Here is a 16,773-nt window from a genome sequence, read left to right as displayed (position 1 = left end):
GCATCTTTCATTCACCCACAAGGAGAGCACCATGAAACAACACCTGCTGGCCCTGGCCATCACTACCCTGGCCGCCACGGCTGCCGTGGCACAAACTGGCGACACTTTGGCAAAGATCAAATCCTCGGGCAGTGCCACGCTGGGGGTGCGTGAGTCCTCTGGCTTGGGCTATACCTTGGGCAATGGCAAATATGTCGGGTTTCATACTGAAATGGGTGAGCGGGTGCTGGCCGACATCCAAAAGCAGTTGGGCCTGTCCAAAATGGAAGTCAAATACCAGCCTGTGACTTCGCAAAACCGCATTCCTCTGGTCAGCAATGGCACCGTAGACCTAGAGTGCGGCTCCACCACCAATAACGCGGCCCGCCAAAAGGATGTTTCTTTTGCCGTGACCACCTATGTGGAGGAGGTGCGCATTGCTGTGAAGGCCAATTCGGGCATCCAAGCCATCAAAGACCTCAATGGCAAAAACGTGGCCGTCACCACCGGCACCACTTCAGTGCAGCACTTGCGCAAACATGAACGCGCGGGCGGCATTGACTTCAAGGAAGTCATGGGTAAAGACCATGCGGACAGTTTCTTGCTGCTCGAAACAGGCCGTGCCGACGCTTTTGTGATGGATGGCTCCATTTTGGCGGCCAGCATCTCCAAGGCCAAGAACCCAGCCGACTTCAAGATTGTGGGCGAAGTGATCTCTGTCGAGCCGATTGCCTGCATGTTGCGCAAAGACGATCCCGCCTTCAAGAAGGCGGTGGACGACAGCATCAAGCGCCAGATTGCCGATGGCTCGCTGGCCAAGCTCTACGACAAATGGTTCATGCAGCCCGTGCCACCCACCAATACCAAGATTGGCCTGCCTCTGTCTGAGGCCACCAAGGCAGCTTGGGCCAACCCCAACGACAAACCTCTGGAAGACTACGCCAAGAAGTAAGCCTGCCCAGCCTTGCGCCCCTTCAAGCCGTGGCGTTTGAAGGGGTTTTTTTGTCCGTACAGGAAGGGAGCACACTATGGCTTGGGATTGGCAGGTGTTTTGCGAAGACACCATTGAACGCGCGCCCGTGCAGGGCTGTTTTGGCAAGGGTGGGGACATCACCTACTTGGATTGGATGCTGTCCGCTTGGGGCTGGACGATGTCGGTATCGTTGCTGGCCCTGCTGTTGGCCCTGTTGTTGGGCACCCTGATAGGTACTTTGCGTACTCTGCCCGACCGCCCCTACATCGTCAAACTGGGCAATGCTTGGGTCGAGCTGTTTCGCAACATACCACTGCTGGTACAAATTTTTCTTTGGTACCACGTGCTGCCCACCCTCATTCCAGCCTTGCAAGCTGTGCCGGGGTTTGTGCTGGTGGTGCTGGCGCTGGGTTTCTTTACCTCTGCACGGATTGCAGAGCAGGTGCGCTCCGGAATTGAGACGCTGCCACGCGGTCAGCGTTATGCGGCTATGGCAATGGGGTTTACCACCTTCCAGAGTTACCGCTATGTGTTGCTGCCTGCTGCTTTTCGCATCATCATTCCTCCGCTGACCAGTGAGACGATGAACATCTTCAAGAACTCCTCGGTGGCCTTTGCGGTCTCGGTGGCCGAACTGACGATGTTTGCCATGCAAGCCCAAGAAGAGACCGCACGCGGCATTGAGGTTTATCTGGCGGTCACGGCTTTGTATGTGCTGTCGGCCTTTGCCATCAACCGCATCATGGCTTTCATCGAAAAACGGGTACGCATCCCTGGCTTGCAAGCCTCGGGCGCAGGAGGGCACTGACATGCAGATTGATCTCTCCTTCTACAACTGGAACCTGATCAGCGATTTTGTGCTCAAGGGTTTGGGGTTTAGCCTGATGCTCACCGTGGTTGCGACTGTGGGCGGTGTCTTGCTGGGCACGGTGCTGGCATTGATGCGCCTGTCGGGACGCAAATGGTTGGACGTGCCTGCCACCATTTATGTCAACGGAATGCGCAGCATTCCTCTGGTCATGGTGATCTTGTGGGTCTTTCTGTTGGCTCCGATGCTGATTGGTCGCCCAATTGGTGCCGAGCTGTCGGCCATTGTGACCTTTGTGGCTTTTGAGGCCGCTTATTTCAGCGAAATCATGCGCGCGGGCATCCAAGCCATTCCACGCGGTCAAATTTTTGCCGGACAAGCCTTGGGCATGACCTATGGTCAGAACATGCGGCTGGTGGTGCTACCCCAAGCATTTCGCAACATGCTGCCGGTGCTGCTGACCCAGACCATCATCTTGTTCCAAGACACCTCGCTGGTGTATGCCATTGGTGCCTACGACATGCTCAAGGGCTTTGAAGTGGCAGGCAAAAATTTTGGTCGCCCGATTGAGGCCTACTTGGCGGCTGCCGTCTGTTACTTCATCATCTGTTACGCACTGTCGTGGGCGGTCAAGCGCCTGCACCGCAAGATTGCCATCATCCGCTAACGCGGCTTACCCGAGGACATGACCATGATTGAACTCAAAAACGTCTCCAAGTGGTACGGCAACTACCAAGTATTGACCGATTGCTCGGCCCGCATTGGCCGGGGCGAAGTGGTGGTGGTGTGCGGGCCGTCAGGCTCTGGCAAGTCCACCCTGATCAAAACCATCAATGCGCTGGAGCCGATCCAGTCGGGTGAAATCTGGGTCGACCGTGTGCCCTTGCACGACCCCCACACCAACTTGCCCAAATTGCGCGCCCATGTGGGAATGGTGTTTCAACACTTTGAGCTGTTTCCGCACCTGTCGGTGACGGAGAACCTGACCATTGCACAAATCAAGGTGCTGGGGCGCGCCCCCGATGAGGCCAAACAGCGCGGCCTCAAAATGCTAGACCGGGTGGGGCTGATGGCACACAAAGACAAGTTTCCAGGCCAACTCTCGGGCGGCCAGCAGCAGCGCGTAGCCATTGCCCGTGCCCTGAGCATGGATCCTATCGTGATGCTGTTTGACGAACCCACTTCGGCGCTCGACCCCGAAATGGTGGGCGAAGTGCTGGATGTGATGGTGGGCTTGGCCCAAGAAGGCATGACCATGATGTGCGTCACCCACGAAATGGGCTTTGCCCGCAAAGTAGCCAGCCGTGTGATTTTTATGGACGTGGGCGGCAAGATCTTGGAAGATTGCTCCAAGGATGACTTCTTCAACCACCCCGAGGCTCGCCAGCCCCGGACGAAAGAGTTCCTGAACAAAATCCTGCAACATTGAGTTTTTCCATGCTTTTGTAAGAAAGGAGATGTAATGCGTTCTTCCGTAATGGTTCGTAGTGGTCTTGGTCTGCTGGGGGCACTGGTCGTTGGTTGGGCTGGTGCCGTAGAGACGGCCAGTTTTGATCTCGGTGCTGGCACCTTGAATCTGCCATTGGTCAAGATTGATGGCAACGCCCAGTTCAGAGATGTTCGCCTGCGCTTGATCACCCTGGGACAACTCCAAGTGGACGATCCGGCAGTTGGCAGCCAGATTGAGTTCCTGTCCAACGGCAATGTGTTGCGTCTGCCCCAAGTCACTGTGGCAGGGGTTACCTATCCGCGCGTGAGCCTGACCAACCCTGGTTTCTCGTTGGAGAGCTACGGCTCTTTGGTGGTGGACTCTGGCGTGCAAGGCCAATACCGGCTGGAAGTCCAAGTCACGGCCCAAGGTTTTACAGTGCCCCCTGTCGTGATTGAGAACGTGCCTAAGCCCAACACGCAAGACGAGTTTTGTAATGATCCGCTTTTGCGCGAGACCATCACCCAAGCAACCAGCGGCATGACTGGCTCATGGAGCATGACCTCGTGCAGCTTTAATGGCACAGTGGGCAATATCGGTATGACGCTGACCACACCGTTTTTCACCATGCCTTACAGCGCAACCTACACCTACCGCTAAAGCAAAGGGGGCTGTGCAATGGGAAAATGGCGCTATGACCATCTCTACCACTGCCCCCAACCGTATCACCCTGACCCGCCCTGACGACTGGCATCTGCATGTGCGCGATGGCGCCGCCTTGCACACCGTAGTGCCACATACCGCAGCCCAATTTGGGCGGGCCGTCATCATGCCCAACCTGAAGCCGCCAGTGACCACGGCTGCACAGGCTGTGGCTTACAAAGAGCGTATTTTGGCCGCCGTGCCTGCAGGGGTGGCTTTTGAGCCGCTGATGACGTTGTACCTCACCGACAACCTGCCCCCCGAAGAAATTGCCTTGGCCCAGCAGGCAGGCGTTGTTGCCTGCAAGCTCTACCCCGCCGGTGCCACCACCAACAGCGATGCGGGTGTGACCGAGTTGCGCCACATTTACCCAACACTGGAAGCCATGCAGCGTGCAGGTATGCCCTTGCTGGTGCATGGTGAGGTGACCAGTGCCGATATTGACCTGTTTGACCGCGAAGCGGTGTTTATCGACACACAATTGATGCCATTGCGCCGCGATTTCCCAGAACTCAAAATCGTGATGGAGCACATCACCACCAAAGAGGCTGCGCAGTATGTGTCAGAGGCTGGCCCCCATACCGCAGCCACCATCACGGCACACCACCTGCTTTACAACCGCAATGCCATTTTTACCGGCGGTATTCGTCCACACTATTACTGCCTGCCGGTACTCAAGCGCGAAACCCACCGTGTGGCGCTGGTGCAAGCGGCCACCAGTGGTGCGCCTCAGTTCTTCCTCGGCACCGACAGTGCGCCACACCCAGCGCACTTGAAAGAGCACGCCAGTGGTTGCGCCGGTTGCTACACAGCCCATGCAGCGATGGAGCTGTATGCAGAGGCTTTTGACAATGCCGGTGCGCTAGACAAGCTCGAAGGCTTTGCCAGCTTTCATGGCCCAGCCTTTTACGGCTTGCCACACAATCAAGGCACCATCACTTTGCAACGTGAAAGCTGGACACCCCCCGAGAGCTTTGCCTTTGGCGAGGCTGAACTCAAGCCGCTGCGCGCAGGGGAGGCTTTGCCGTGGCGGCTGGTTGAAACTGTAAATTCACAGCAATAGTTCAAGAGTTTGCCGACTCAGCAAAGGCCACGATCAGTGATTAAACAGGACATCTGGTCGCGCTGCCGGGTTTGCAGTTTGAAACCCAAACACCCCATTTTGGGGCTTTCACAGTGGGCCAAGGTGTTTTAGAGGTGGTAGCTTTGGGCATTCTAGAAGGATCAAAATAGACCAAAAAGCGCCAGTAGGCCTAAGCCTCTGGCGCTGTGCTAGCGGGCGTAAGTGGCAGCTATTTACCTGCTGCGCCGCTGGTCAGACAGGCGCTGCACCACGGCCACCAGTCGGTCAATTTCTTCAAAGGTGTTGTAAAACGCCAAGGAGGGGCGCACCGTGGCTTCGACCCCCATGCGCCGCAAAATGGGTTGGGCGCAGTGGTGGCCGGTACGCACGGCAATCCCTTCTTCGTTCAGGGCTTGGCCGACCTCGGCGGTGGTGTAGTCCGCCAAGGTGAACGACATCACGCTGGCTTTGTCTGCTGCCGTGCCAATCAGGCGCAGGCCGCGCACATCGCCCAAGGCGCGCATTCCGTACACCAGCAAATCATGCTCGTAGCGGGCAATGTTCTCGATGCCCAGGCGGTTCACATAGTCGATGGCTGCACCCAAGCCCACAGCATCGGCAATGTTGCCGGTGCCCGCCTCAAACTTATTCGGAATTGGCTGGAACACGGTCTTCTCGAAGGTGACGTCGGCAATCATGTTGCCACCGCCTTGCCACGGCGGCATATCCTCCAACACTTCGCGCTTACCCCAGACCACGCCGATGCCGGTCGGGCCAAACACCTTGTGCCCAGAAAAAACAAAAAAGTCCGCGCCAATGTCTTGCACATCCACCCGCATGTGGGAGATGGACTGCGCCCCATCCACCAGCGCCCTGGCCCCAGCGCGGTGCGCCAACTCTACGATTTGCTTAACCGGCACTACCGTGCCCAAGGCGTTGGATACCTGCGTCACCGAGACCAGCTTGGTGCGGCTGTTGAGCAGTTTTTGGTACTCATCCAGCAACACTTGACCGGAATCATCCACCGGAATCACGCGCAGTTTGGCCCCTTTGGCGGCTGCCAGTTGTTGCCAAGGCACGATGTTGGCATGGTGTTCCAAGTTGGAAACGATGATTTCGTCGCCCTCGCCAATGTGCTGCCAGCCCCAACTTTTAGCCACCAAATTGATGGCCTCGGTGGTGCCGCGTACGAAGATAACCTCATTCACGTCCGGTGCGTTGATAAAGCGGCGCACCCGTTCCCGTGCGCCTTCGTAGGCATCGGTGGCGCGGGCGGCCAGTTCATGGGCAGCGCGGTGGATGTTGGAGTTCTCGTGCTGGTAAAAGTAAGCAATACGGTCGATGACCGATTGCGGCTTGTGCGTGGTGGCGGCGTTGTCTAGCCAAGCCAAAGGCCGACCATTAACGCGCTCTTGCAGCACCGGGAAATCGCGCCGCACGGCATGGACATCGAACGCCGGATGGGTACTGTGGCCTGCCTGTGGCACCGCACCTGTTTGCGCTGGGTGGGCCGGTGTGGTGTAACCACCCGGCAGCACCACGGCATCGACAAAGTAAAACTGGGGTTCTGCCGAGGGTGTGGTGCTGGGCACACCCGGGCCAGCCGTGGGTGTGCTGGCGCGTGGCACTTGGGGCACGGCAAAGGGCGCCTGTGCCAAAGTGTCCAGTGGGTCGGTGGCCGCAGGATGGCCTTGCCGGTCGGCCAGAAAGTAGAACGGCGAGGCGCTCGCTGCTGCCGGGCGGGCCGCCGTGGTGGCTTCGGGCACACCCAAGATGCCACTGCCCAAGCGTGGTTCGTAAGCGGGCAGGGCGCTGGCCACCGTATCGGGCACCCCATTGCCTGCGGGTGCATGGGGCCACAGCGCCGGAGCACGGTGCGCCAACGAGGCCAGCGGCGTGGGCGAGGCTGGCAGCAAATTAGCACCGGGCACGATGCCTTGCGGGAACGGCGTGCCCGGCACACTCGGGCCTAACCCGGCAGGGCTGGCCAGTGGAGAGCCGGGCGGTGCTACGTTGACCGGCGCTTGCACGCCGGGCGGCAGGGGTGATGCCTGCCCCACGCCCGGCACGGAGGCCGGGGGCGTGGCGGCAACATCACCCACAAAATCGGGCGTTTGTCCGGGCAGCGCCGTGAAGAATGCCGTAGCCATGCGCGCCAGCAGGTCTGGGCCGATGGGGGCTTCAGGAGCTACCGGCACGCCAGTAGGGGGGGATGAAAGGATAGTCACCACGCGGCCACTTTATTTGTAGGTGTCGGGGTAGTCGTGGTATTTGTTGATTTCCACATCGTCTAGTACGGCCAGTGCATCTGGCGTCAGCACGGCCAGCGAGCAATAGAGCGAAATCAAATAGGAGGCAATGGCATGGTTGTTGATGCCCATGAAGCGCACCGACAGGCCGGGGCTTTGCTCGCCGGGCAGGCCGGGCTGGTACAGGCCCACTACGCCTTGGCGCTTATCGCCCACGCGCAGCAGCAAAATTTTGCTCTTGCCATCGGCCACCGGCACTTTGTCGGATGGAATCAGCGGCACACCGCGCCAGGTGATGAACTGTGAGCCAAACAGGCTGACCGTAGGCGGTGGCGTGCCCCGGCGGGTGGCTTCGCGGCCAAAAGCAGCAATGGTGAGTGGGTGGGCCAAAAAGAAGGCCGGTTCTTTCCAGACCTTGGTCAGCAGCTCGTCCAAGTCATCGGGGGTGGGTGCGCCAGTCAACGGGAAAATGCGTTGTTCCTCCGTGACTTGGGCCAAGAGGCCATAGTCGGGGTTGTTAATCAGTTCGCTTTCTTGGTTTTCTTTGATGGTCTCGATGGTCAGGCGTAACTGCTCTTTGACTTGATCGTGCGGGCTGCTGTAGAGATCAGAAATGCGGGTATGCACATCCAACACGGTGCTCACGCCGTTCAAGAAAAACTCGCGCGGGTGCTCTTCGTATTCAACAAAGGTGCGGGGCAGTTGCTTGTTGTCTTTTTCTTTGGCGGTGCAAACCACCTTGATGTCTTCGGGGTTCTTGACGCGGTTGAGGCGAAAGATGCCGGCCTCTACGGGTGTCCATTGCAGCAAATGGGTTAGCCAACGGGGGGTGATGGTTGCCAGTTGTGGCGCTGTTTTGGTGGCATTGGCTAATTGCCGCGCTGCGTTATCGCCCAGTGCGGTAGTACCGCCTACGGTTGCCGACATAAAGAAACTCCCTCAAAAAACAACAGTGAAAAAATGCAAGGTGCAGTGTCAAATTTCTGTGGGGATGCTTCAACAGGCTATAGCCGCCAACTGCAAGCCCCGCACCAGATTGGCTTGGCGCAGGGCTTCGCCGCGCAGCACCAAGGCAGAGGGCGCCATGCCCAGCGACAACGCCAACTTTTCGACGGTTTGTAAAGAGGCAATGGCCCGGCCCCGTTCGATTTCGCCTACATAGGAGCGGTTGAGGTCGGCCTGCTCGGCCAGTTGTTCTTGTGACCAGCCCTGTGCCTCGCGCGATTGGCGCACGGCCACGCCAAAGCTTTGGATGAGATTGCTGCCGCCACTCATGGTTGCCCCTCGCGGGAGATGGCTTGGGTGATATGGCAGCCAGCGGGCACGTCGTGCGTGATCCAGACGTTGCCGCCAATCACTGCACCTTGCCCCAAGGTGACCCGCCCTAGGATGGTGGCACCGGCATAAATCACCACATCGTCTTCTACGATGGGGTGGCGAGGTAAGCCTTTTTGCGGATGGCCCTGACCATCTTTCGGGAAGCTCTTGGCACCCAGCGTCACGGCCTGGTAGATGCGCACGTTCTGACCAATGACAGCGGTTTCGCCAATCACTACGCCAGTGCCGTGGTCGATAAAGAAGCCTGCGCCAATTTGGGCGCCGGGGTGGATGTCAATGCCGGTTTGGCTGTGCGCCAATTCTGAGACGATGCGTGCCAGTAGTGGCAGCCCCAATTGGTATAGCCGATGCGCCAGTCGGTGGTGGATCATGGCCAGAATGCCGGGGTAGCACAGGAGCACCTCGTCAACTCCGCGCGCAGCAGGGTCGCCATAGTAGGCGGCCAATACATCGCTGTCGAGCAGGTGGCGGATGCCGGGCAAGGATTGGGCAAAACTGCGCGTGGCTGCCAAGGCATCGGTTTGCAAGTCGCTGCTGGTGTGCGGGCTGTGGCGGCGGCTATAGCGCAGCTCTAGCACCACTTGCCCCAGCAGGGCGTGCAATGCGGCATCGAGCCGATGGGCAACAAAAAAGTCTTCGCTTTCTTGGCGCAAGTCCAATGGCCCCAGACGCATTGGAAACAGAGACTCTTTGAGCTGATCAACGATTTTGACCAGTGCATGGCGCGATGGCAGCTCGCGCCCGCCTGGCTCTTGGGAGCGGTTTTGCGCTTCGCGCCATTCACGGCGTGCCGCATGCAATGCTTGGGCGATACCGGCAATATCAAAAGTGGACATGGTGCTGCGCCTTCTCAGTCTTGCACCCAGGGCAGTCCGTGGTGGCGCCAGCCGTCATCTTTGCCCCGTTGTTGTGTGGCATCGAGCTCGCCTTCAAAACCTTCTAAGACATTAAAGACATGGTTAAAACCCACGGCTGCCGCCGCTTCGGCGGCCAGCACCGAGCGTTTGCCGCTGCGGCACAGCAGCAGCACGATGGCCTCTTTGCCACCGTATGGGGCCAATTTGGCTTCCAGCTCGCGCACAAAGCGCGGGTTGCGGGTCAGAGAGGTGCCCGTCGCCCAAGCGACATGCAGGCTCTGGGGCACATGGCCCACAAACTTGCGCTCTTCGGTGGTGCGCACGTCTACCAACAGGGCTTGTCCGTTGTGTACCAGTTCCCATGCTGTGGTGGGCGAGACACCACCAGCGTACGACAAGCCCTGTGCTAGAGCGTTGGCGCGGGCTTGTTCTAGCGTGGCGGGAAGGGGGGTTTCTGCGATTTCGGCAGTCATGGGGAATGTTTCCTTGGGGTTCTCAAAGGGCTATGGCAGCCAATTTAGGAGAAAACATTCATTTCACAAAAGAATAAAAAACAGAGTTGAAATAACTTAAACATCTTTTTTGGGCTGCCACAACTTTGGCGTCACCCGGTGTGGAAGCGGGTGTCAAAGGTGGCTTGCACATCTAGCCGTTGTTTGAGCAGCCCAGCGGCCAGATAAAAATCGGCTGTGCGCTGCTGCTCGGCGATGAGGGGGGCATCGATGGCTTGCCACCGGGTGGCCCGGCGCTCAAACTGCAATTGCGCAGCGTTGGCCGGAATGCCAATGATGCGAGCCAAGGTGGTGCCGAATTCCTTGCTGTGCTGGTAAGACCAAGCCTGCGCCCGCTCGACCCGGTTTTTGAAGTCTTGCAGCACGGCCCGTTTGTCGGCCAACGCCTGTTCTGTGGCCGCCAAAAACCCCAAACCGCTCCACAGCCCCCGGCCATTGACCAGTACCTTGGCATGGCCTCCAGTTTCGGCCAGTGCGGTATAGGGCTCCCAAGTGGCCCAGGCATCTACCGAGCCTTGGGTCAAGGCCAGCTTGGCATCTGCGGGAGGAATAAAGCGCAGCTGCACATCGTCTGCCTTGAGGCCCACCGAGGCCAACGCCTTGAGGGTGACAAAGTGCCCAATAGAGCCTCGGTTGGTGGCAATACTTTTGCCTTGAAGGTCGGCTGCGGTTTTGAAAGGCGAGTCTGGCCTGACCAAAATGGCGGTGCCATAGGCATCAGAGCGGTTGGCCGCAAAGGCTTTGACCTTGCTGCCCGCTGCCAATGTGAACAGCAACGGCGCATCCCCAATAGTGCCAAAATCCACCGCGTTGGCGTGGAGCGCCTCGGCCAAGGGGGCGGCTGCGGGAAACTCGCTCCACTTGATGTCGTAGGGCAGCTCTTTGAGTTCTCCGGCGGCCTCCAGCAGGGCTTGCAGGCCGCCTTTTTGGTCACCGGCCCGCAACAACACGCGGGGCTGTGCGTGTACCAATACGGGTGAGAGAAAAGCCGCAGCAGTCACGGCGGAGGTTAGAAATTGGTGAAACTGGCGTCGTTGCATGGCACAGGCTCGCTCAAAAAAACGGTATTCAGGCCAGGGTGTGGCCAACCTTGAGCGTCACTTGCCAGTGCGCCACCTGACCGTCTTGCACTTGGCCGCGTGTTTCCACTACTTCAAACCATTTGATCTGGCGGCTGGCGTTGGTAGCTTTGGCAATGGCGTTTTGCACGGCTTCGTCTGACCCAACGGTCGAAGAGCCTGTGAATTCGAGAATCTGGTAGACATGGTTGCTCATGGTGAAATCCTTGGGTTGTGGTCAGCAGGGCTGCGCAATGCAGAACCTGACCGGAGATGTCCGGTCAGGTGATGATGGACACCCAGGGGGTTGCCGCCAACGAAGATTTGTGTGCAAGCAAACTCCCAAAATGACTTTGTGGCGGCATGGGCTGTCTGGCTGGTCTTCTAGTAGCCCCGTTGGGGGTCTACCTGATCCAGCAAGGGTTGGCCGTGCAGATAGCGGTGTAGGTTGACCACAAATTTTTCTGCGGTTGCGGCCACGGCGTTGCTGGCCGACCAAGAGATATGCGGCGTGAGCCGCACCCGTGGGTGGGTGTAGAGCAGATGCCCGGTGGGTAGGGGTTCTGGGTCGGTGACATCCAGCGTGGCACCGCTCAGGCGGCCAGCGTCCAAAGCGGCCAGCAGTGCGGTCTGATCCACCAGTGACCCACGGGCAATGTTGACCAGATGCAGCCCAGCGCGTGCATGCGCCAGGGTGTGGGCATTGATGATGTGGTATGTGGCGGCTGTGGCAGGCAGGGCCAGCACCAGATGGTCAGATAGCGCCAGCAGTTCGGGCAAGCTGCGCACCGTGCCCACACCTGCATCCCCCACAGGCGCAGCACTTTGGCGCAGGGCCAGCACATGCATGCCCAAGGCTTGCGCCCGAACCGCGATGGCCTGACCGATAGCGCCATAGCCCAGCAAACCCAAAGTTTGGCCCTGTAGCAGACCCAGGGGCGTGGTATGCACTTGGGCAAAGCCATCGTGCCATTGTTGTGGATCTGTCACCCGGCGCTGGCCCAACTCCTTGGTGTGTGCCAGCAGGGCGTGCAGTACAAATTCGGCAATAGGTGCGGCGGCCACACCGCGTGAGCAGCTGACCTGTGGCACATCTAACAACCAGCGGGGATAGAAGTCCACCCCCGCAGAGGCCGTATGTACCCAACGCAGGCGGCCCGGCCAGCCCGGTGGTGCTTGCTGCGGGGCTTCGCGCCAGCCATTGCGTGGTGCGGTCAGCAGTATCTCGGCATGGGCAGTTTGTTGCCAGGGGGATACGCAGGCATCGTCCAGCACTTGCACCTGCGCTCCCGAGGTGGCAATGGCGCGGGTGGTAGCCGTGCCAAGCTGGTTCAGGATGGTCAGGCGGGGGCGGCTCATACGCCCAAAGCACGCCGTCCGGCGGCAATATGCACGCTGTCGTCTTGTGGGGTGTGGATGCGTCCGCAGAGCACATCGCGCAGGTGGCGCTCCAGTGGGTTTTTGCGCGAGATACCGTGGTTGCTGCTCAAGGACAGGGCCGCTTGCACGGCTTGCACGGCGTTGTTGGTGGTGATGGATTTGATGAGGCCGCTCTCTACAGTGGGCACATCCAGCCCGGCATCTACATCGCGGGCCAGACTGGCGATCAGCCGGTGGTTGGTGAGCAACCAGCCCTCGATTTGGCCGATGATTTCTTGGGCGCGCGGCAGGGTCGAGAGTGTGGCCCCCAAGCTGGCGGGTTGGCGCTGGCGTAAAAAATCGATCACCCAGTGGCGGGCTGCGCGGGCCACGCCGGTATAGAGGGCTCCCATCAGCACCGTCATGTCTGCTTGTAGGCTGGGGTCGCCCCCGGCCCAGTCGTGGGGCTGGCGCAAATCTAGGGCATGGTCGTGGGCGATGAGCACGTTGTCCAGAATCACATCATGGCTACCACTGGCGCGCAAGCCCAGGTGGTCCCAGGTTTCGACAATGCGAATGCCGGGCAGGCCAGCAGGCACCAAGAACGTGCCTAAACGTGGTTCTGCCTCATCGGTGCGTGCCCAGACGGCATACCACTTCAGGATGGGCACGCCAGTGGAATACACCTTGTGCCCCGAGATGCGCCAGCCTTCGGTGGTTTGACGGGCCACGGTACCAGGCAATCCACCACGGGCGGGCGAGCCCAGTTCTGGCTCCACCCGCAGCGCATTGATCAATGAGACGCCTGCTACGGCCTCTTGTACCAGTTGGCGTGCCAAATGCTCGGGCCAAATTTTGCCGCGCTGGCCCATGCTGCGGTGCTGGATGTATTGCATGGTCAGCACCAGCGCGGTGGCTGGGTCGCCTTGGCCCACAGCACCAATCACCTCCCCCAGGTGGGCCAGCGAGGCTCCTTGCCCGCCCAAGGCGCGAGGGGCCGCCAGTGCCAACAGCCCCGCGCGGTGCAGGTCATGGAAGTTCTCAAACGGAAAGCTGGCTTCGCGGTCGTGCTGGGCGGCGCGGGCGGCAAACTCTACTGCCAGTGTTTGGGCGGTTTGGCCCCAGGTGAGTGGGGCATTCATTGCAATACCTCGGGTTGCTCTCGCACCAACCGTTCAAACAGTGCCTTGAAGGCAAATTCGGCACCTCCTGGCCCACCAATTTGCGCGTGGGTAAGCTGGGCTATGGCATGGGGAATGGGCTGGGGTTGGCCTGCGGCCTCGGCCAGCAGTTGGGCTTGGCTGGCGTTTTCTAGTGCCACATACCACCAAGCAGCGGCTTCTACTGAGGGGCCAGCGGTGAGGATGCCGTGGTTTTTGAGGATCACTGCTTTGCGCTGGCCCAGCGCCTTGCTAATGCGCAGGCCTTCCTCTTTTTCCAGCACCACGCCGGTGAAGTCGTCAAATAGTGCGTGGTCTTCGTAGAAGATGCATGAATCCTGCGTCAATGGCTCCAGCAGGCGGCCCAGTGCAGACCACGCCTTGCCGTACACCGAATGGGTATGGGCAGCGGCCACAATGTCGGGGCGGGCCTCGTGCAGTGCGGCATGGATGGCAAAGGCCGCCCGGTTGAGTGGCCCCTCGCCAATGACAATTTCGCCGTTGGAGTTGACCAGTAGCAGATCTGAAACCTTGATCTGCGAAAAATGCACCCCTAGCGGATTGACCCAAAAGTGGTCAGTCCATTGGGGGTCGCGGGCCGTGATGTGCCCGGCCAGCCCATAGTCAAAACCCCATTGGGCAAACAGCCTAAAGGCCACCGCCAGCCGCTCTTGGCGGTAGCGGCGTTCGGCCTCCAGGGTGGGGCGTGGTGGTGCGGGTTCAAACCAGTCTTTGCGTTCGGGTTGGGGGTTGAAGGCCAGCGTGCTGGTGCGTGGCAAGGAAGACAGAACAGCGGACATAGTGAATCAGTGATGGGGTCAAGAGAGGCTGTGGGCGGGGGCGCTGTGGCTTAGGCCGCCTTGAGCACCGGCTGGGCGGCGGCCAGGCGTTCGCGTTCGGCCACCTTGGCGCGCACCAGTGGCAGCAGGTCGCGGCCATACTGGATGGCATCGGGCAGTGGGTCAAAGCCCCGAATCAGGAAGGTGGTGATACCCAGGTCGTAGTACTTGAGCAGCGCATCGGCCACCTGCTCGGGGGTGCCGACCAGCGCCGTAGTGTTAGAGCGTCCCCCCGTTTCTCGGGCAATGGCTGTCCAGAGGCGTTCATCCACGCGGTCGCCTTGGGCCGCATCGCTGAGCAAGCGCCGTGCGCCTTCGCTTTGCTGTGCGCCCCCACGGGCGTAGCCTTGTTCGTTGCGCAAACGGCGGGTGTCTTGCAGAATGCGCTCGGCCTTGGCCCAGGCTTGCTCTTCGGTGGCTCCCAGAATGGGGCGGAAAGAAATGCTGAACGCAATACTGCGGCCATGCTGTGCGGCCTCAGCGCGTACGCGGCGCACCAAGTCGCCGGCTTGGGCCAGCGATTCGCCCCACAGCGCATAAACATCGGCATGTTTGCCTGCCACTTGCAGTGCCGGTGCCGAGGCACCACCAAAATAAATGGGCACATAGGGCTTTTGTAGCGGCTTGACTTCTGACCATGCACCTTGGATACGGTAATGTGCCCCTTGATGGTCAAAGGGGGCTTCTTCCGTCCAGACGCGGCGCAGCACGCTCAGGTATTCATCGGTGCGGGCATAACGCTGGTCGTGGTCAAGAAAATCACCATCACGCTGTTGGTCTTCGTCTGACCCGCCGGTGATGTAGTGGACGGCCACACGGCCCCCCAAATACTGGTCTAGCGTTGCCAACTGGCGCGCGGCAACGGTGGGCGCCGTCAGGCCGGGGCGGTGTGCCAACAAAAACGGAATTTTGCGTGTGGCCAGCGCCGCATAGGCCACGGTGAGCAGGTTGTCGGGGCTGGTGCCGTGGGCAGGCACCAGAATGCGGTCAAACCCAGCGTGTTCATGGGCCTGGGCAAAGACGCGAACGTAATCGGGATCGACAGCACTGCCTTTGCGGGCAAAGGTTTCAGACACTTCGTGTGGTTGGATCATGCCAATGAACTGGACACCCATAAGAACTCCTTGAAATCGGTCAGGAAGAAAGCAATCAATGGCCTTGACGATAGAAGCTGCATGGGTCTGCGCCAACGAAGGAAAACGGTCGTGCTCATGCAGAAACTGCATGACAGGCCGCGAGTGCAGCGCCTTAACTGCCGTGTGGAAAGCCCCCCCGTAGCAAGCGCACTGGCTCGGCATCCATGCGGCGGATCAGGCTCTCGAGTCCATCACTGCTGGGGCTGGCGCTGGTAGGTGCAGTAGCTGCCGTGGTGTTGGAGCGACAAACCAGATCGTTTTCTGACCATGCAGCTTGCCCTGGCTTGCCCCGCGCCCGCAGCCAACCTTGGCGATCGACCATCAGTTGGTAACCAACCACTTCAGGGGTGGGCACGCCCAGCACCAAGGCCAGCGCCTCGGTCATCTGTGTGCTGTGGCTGTGGCATTCGGGATCGGCTTGCGCCAGCGCGTCGTTGGATGGGCCTACCAGCACGGTGACCAGCCGGGGGTCTTCGGCCACGGTGGGGGCGGTGCCATCCGTGAGCACGATGCGCAGGCGTTGGCCAGTAAGGTGGCGCAGCGTGCTGTGGTGGCCCTGACGGCACCGCACGCTGGCGTTGGGCAGCCGTATGGGCGATTGCCAGACACCAGATTCTTTCAAGGTTTGGCCAGCTGCTTGGGCTTGTAGGAAGTCCAGCAGTTCCCAGATTTGGGTGTCATTCAATGAGGAGGCAAAGCCGGGCATGGTTGCTTGGCCGTGGCGGTTGTGCAGCCCGTGGCGTACACGCCAGAACAGTTCGCCCTCCAGTCGCTTCCAGAGCAAGGCACCACTGAAGTTAGGGGGCCACATCGGCAAATGCGGTGCATCTGGCCCTTCGCCCCGACCATCACTGCCGTGACACCGCAGGCAATGCTGTTGGTACAACGCTTGCCCACGCACGATGCCATCGGCGGTAAATTGGCTGGGGGACTGGTGCAAGCTGGTGTTGACTGCCGGTGCGAGCAGCAACCGGGCTTCGGGCCACGGGGTCAGCAGCAACAGCAGCGCCGTGAGCCCCCACAGCACTGCGCGTGCGCGCCGCCAGTGCCACGACAGACCCCACAGCAGTACCACGGTCAACCCCGATAGCAAGGCCAGCACCACACGGCGTGCATGGCCTGCTTCTTGCACTAACCGTTCGCCCGCTAGCCGTTGTGCAAACGGCCAAGCAGGTTGGCCATGCACTTCGGTGGATAAACCCAGTGCGTGCCACAGCGCCCGCAGGCCCATGTGGGCCTCGTGCAGCAGGCTGAGCAAGGCATTGAGTGCCTCGGGTGGCAAGTTCCAGTCCATGCCGAAGTGAATTGACC

18 protein-coding genes are annotated in these 16,773 nt (G+C 59.9%); 6 read left to right on the top strand and 12 right to left on the bottom strand.

Annotated elements, in window-relative coordinates:
- Positions 1-31: 31 nt before the first annotated feature.
- The 6 genes from ACYVB2_RS09115 to pyrC all read left to right on the top strand — a co-directional run bounded on the left by ACYVB2_RS09115 (position 32) and on the right by pyrC (position 4,954).
- Entirely contained in the window at positions 32-931 is a 900-nt protein-coding gene (locus ACYVB2_RS09115) for an amino acid ABC transporter substrate-binding protein (protein ID WP_460536252.1), read from the top strand.
- Positions 932-1,007: 76 nt separating this feature from the next.
- Complete coding sequence (locus ACYVB2_RS09110; protein ID WP_382432742.1) at positions 1,008-1,760, top strand: amino acid ABC transporter permease; 753 nt, start codon at positions 1,008-1,010, stop codon at positions 1,758-1,760.
- 1 nt (position 1,761) lies between these two features.
- On the top strand, positions 1,762-2,427 hold the full coding sequence (locus tag ACYVB2_RS09105; RefSeq protein WP_382432744.1) for an amino acid ABC transporter permease: 666 nt from the start codon (positions 1,762-1,764) through the stop codon (positions 2,425-2,427).
- Positions 2,428-2,451: 24 nt separating this feature from the next.
- A complete protein-coding gene (locus ACYVB2_RS09100) occupies positions 2,452-3,189 on the top strand; it encodes an amino acid ABC transporter ATP-binding protein (protein ID WP_382432746.1) in 738 nt (245 codons plus the stop codon).
- A gap of 33 nt (positions 3,190-3,222) precedes the next feature.
- Positions 3,223-3,849, top strand: a complete 627-nt coding sequence (locus ACYVB2_RS09095) for a hypothetical protein (protein WP_382432748.1) — start codon at positions 3,223-3,225, stop codon at positions 3,847-3,849.
- 34 nt (positions 3,850-3,883) lie between these two features.
- On the top strand, positions 3,884-4,954 hold the full coding sequence (gene pyrC / locus ACYVB2_RS09090; protein ID WP_382432750.1) for a dihydroorotase: 1,071 nt from the start codon (positions 3,884-3,886) through the stop codon (positions 4,952-4,954).
- A 233-nt stretch (positions 4,955-5,187) separates the two neighbouring features.
- Here pyrC and ACYVB2_RS09085 read toward each other — a convergent pair whose 3' ends face one another.
- The 12 genes from ACYVB2_RS09085 to ACYVB2_RS09030 all read right to left on the bottom strand — a co-directional run bounded on the left by ACYVB2_RS09085 (position 5,188) and on the right by ACYVB2_RS09030 (position 16,756).
- Positions 5,188-7,104 (bottom strand): family 2A encapsulin nanocompartment cargo protein cysteine desulfurase, encoded by a 1,917-nt coding sequence (locus ACYVB2_RS09085; RefSeq protein WP_382432801.1) that lies wholly within the window; start codon positions 7,102-7,104, stop codon positions 5,188-5,190.
- A gap of 90 nt (positions 7,105-7,194) precedes the next feature.
- Positions 7,195-8,130: a family 2A encapsulin nanocompartment shell protein gene (locus tag ACYVB2_RS09080; RefSeq protein WP_382432752.1), complete on the bottom strand. Its 936-nt coding sequence runs from the start codon at positions 8,128-8,130 to the stop codon at positions 7,195-7,197.
- Between the two features lie 69 nt (positions 8,131-8,199).
- On the bottom strand, positions 8,200-8,478 hold the full coding sequence (locus ACYVB2_RS09075; RefSeq protein ID WP_382432753.1) for a helix-turn-helix domain-containing protein: 279 nt from the start codon (positions 8,476-8,478) through the stop codon (positions 8,200-8,202).
- On the bottom strand, positions 8,475-9,377 hold the full coding sequence (gene epsC, locus ACYVB2_RS09070) for a serine O-acetyltransferase EpsC (RefSeq protein ID WP_382432755.1): 903 nt from the start codon (positions 9,375-9,377) through the stop codon (positions 8,475-8,477). The genes ACYVB2_RS09075 and epsC overlap by 4 nt, the downstream gene beginning before the upstream one ends.
- Before the next feature lie 14 nt (positions 9,378-9,391).
- Positions 9,392-9,871 (bottom strand): rhodanese-like domain-containing protein, encoded by a 480-nt coding sequence (locus tag ACYVB2_RS09065; protein WP_382432757.1) that lies wholly within the window; start codon positions 9,869-9,871, stop codon positions 9,392-9,394.
- A gap of 131 nt (positions 9,872-10,002) precedes the next feature.
- The gene (locus ACYVB2_RS09060; protein ID WP_382432759.1) at positions 10,003-10,950 is read right to left on the bottom strand and encodes an ABC transporter substrate-binding protein; all 948 of its coding nucleotides are present in this window, start codon (positions 10,948-10,950) and stop codon (positions 10,003-10,005) included.
- A 28-nt stretch (positions 10,951-10,978) separates the two neighbouring features.
- Positions 10,979-11,185 carry a dodecin gene (locus tag ACYVB2_RS09055; RefSeq protein WP_382432761.1) on the bottom strand — a complete coding sequence of 69 codons (207 nt, stop codon included), beginning with the start codon at positions 11,183-11,185 and terminating at the stop codon, positions 10,979-10,981.
- Between the two features lie 167 nt (positions 11,186-11,352).
- A complete protein-coding gene (locus ACYVB2_RS09050) occupies positions 11,353-12,327 on the bottom strand; it encodes an NAD(P)-dependent oxidoreductase (protein WP_382432763.1) in 975 nt (324 codons plus the stop codon).
- Positions 12,324-13,469: an acyl-CoA dehydrogenase family protein gene (locus ACYVB2_RS09045; protein ID WP_382432765.1), complete on the bottom strand. Its 1,146-nt coding sequence runs from the start codon at positions 13,467-13,469 to the stop codon at positions 12,324-12,326. Before ACYVB2_RS09045 ends, ACYVB2_RS09050 begins: the two co-directional genes overlap by 4 nt.
- A complete protein-coding gene (locus tag ACYVB2_RS09040; RefSeq protein WP_382432767.1) occupies positions 13,466-14,287 on the bottom strand; it encodes a class II aldolase/adducin family protein in 822 nt (273 codons plus the stop codon). Before ACYVB2_RS09040 ends, ACYVB2_RS09045 begins: the two co-directional genes overlap by 4 nt.
- 50 nt (positions 14,288-14,337) lie before the next feature.
- On the bottom strand, positions 14,338-15,441 hold the full coding sequence (locus ACYVB2_RS09035) for an LLM class flavin-dependent oxidoreductase (protein WP_382432803.1): 1,104 nt from the start codon (positions 15,439-15,441) through the stop codon (positions 14,338-14,340).
- A 133-nt stretch (positions 15,442-15,574) separates the two neighbouring features.
- Positions 15,575-16,756 (bottom strand): c-type cytochrome, encoded by a 1,182-nt coding sequence (locus ACYVB2_RS09030; protein ID WP_382432769.1) that lies wholly within the window; start codon positions 16,754-16,756, stop codon positions 15,575-15,577.
- Positions 16,757-16,773 lie beyond the last annotated feature (17 nt).

It is taken from the genome of Giesbergeria giesbergeri (assembly GCF_054779375.1).
This window is presented reverse-complemented; position numbering and strand designations above follow the sequence as displayed.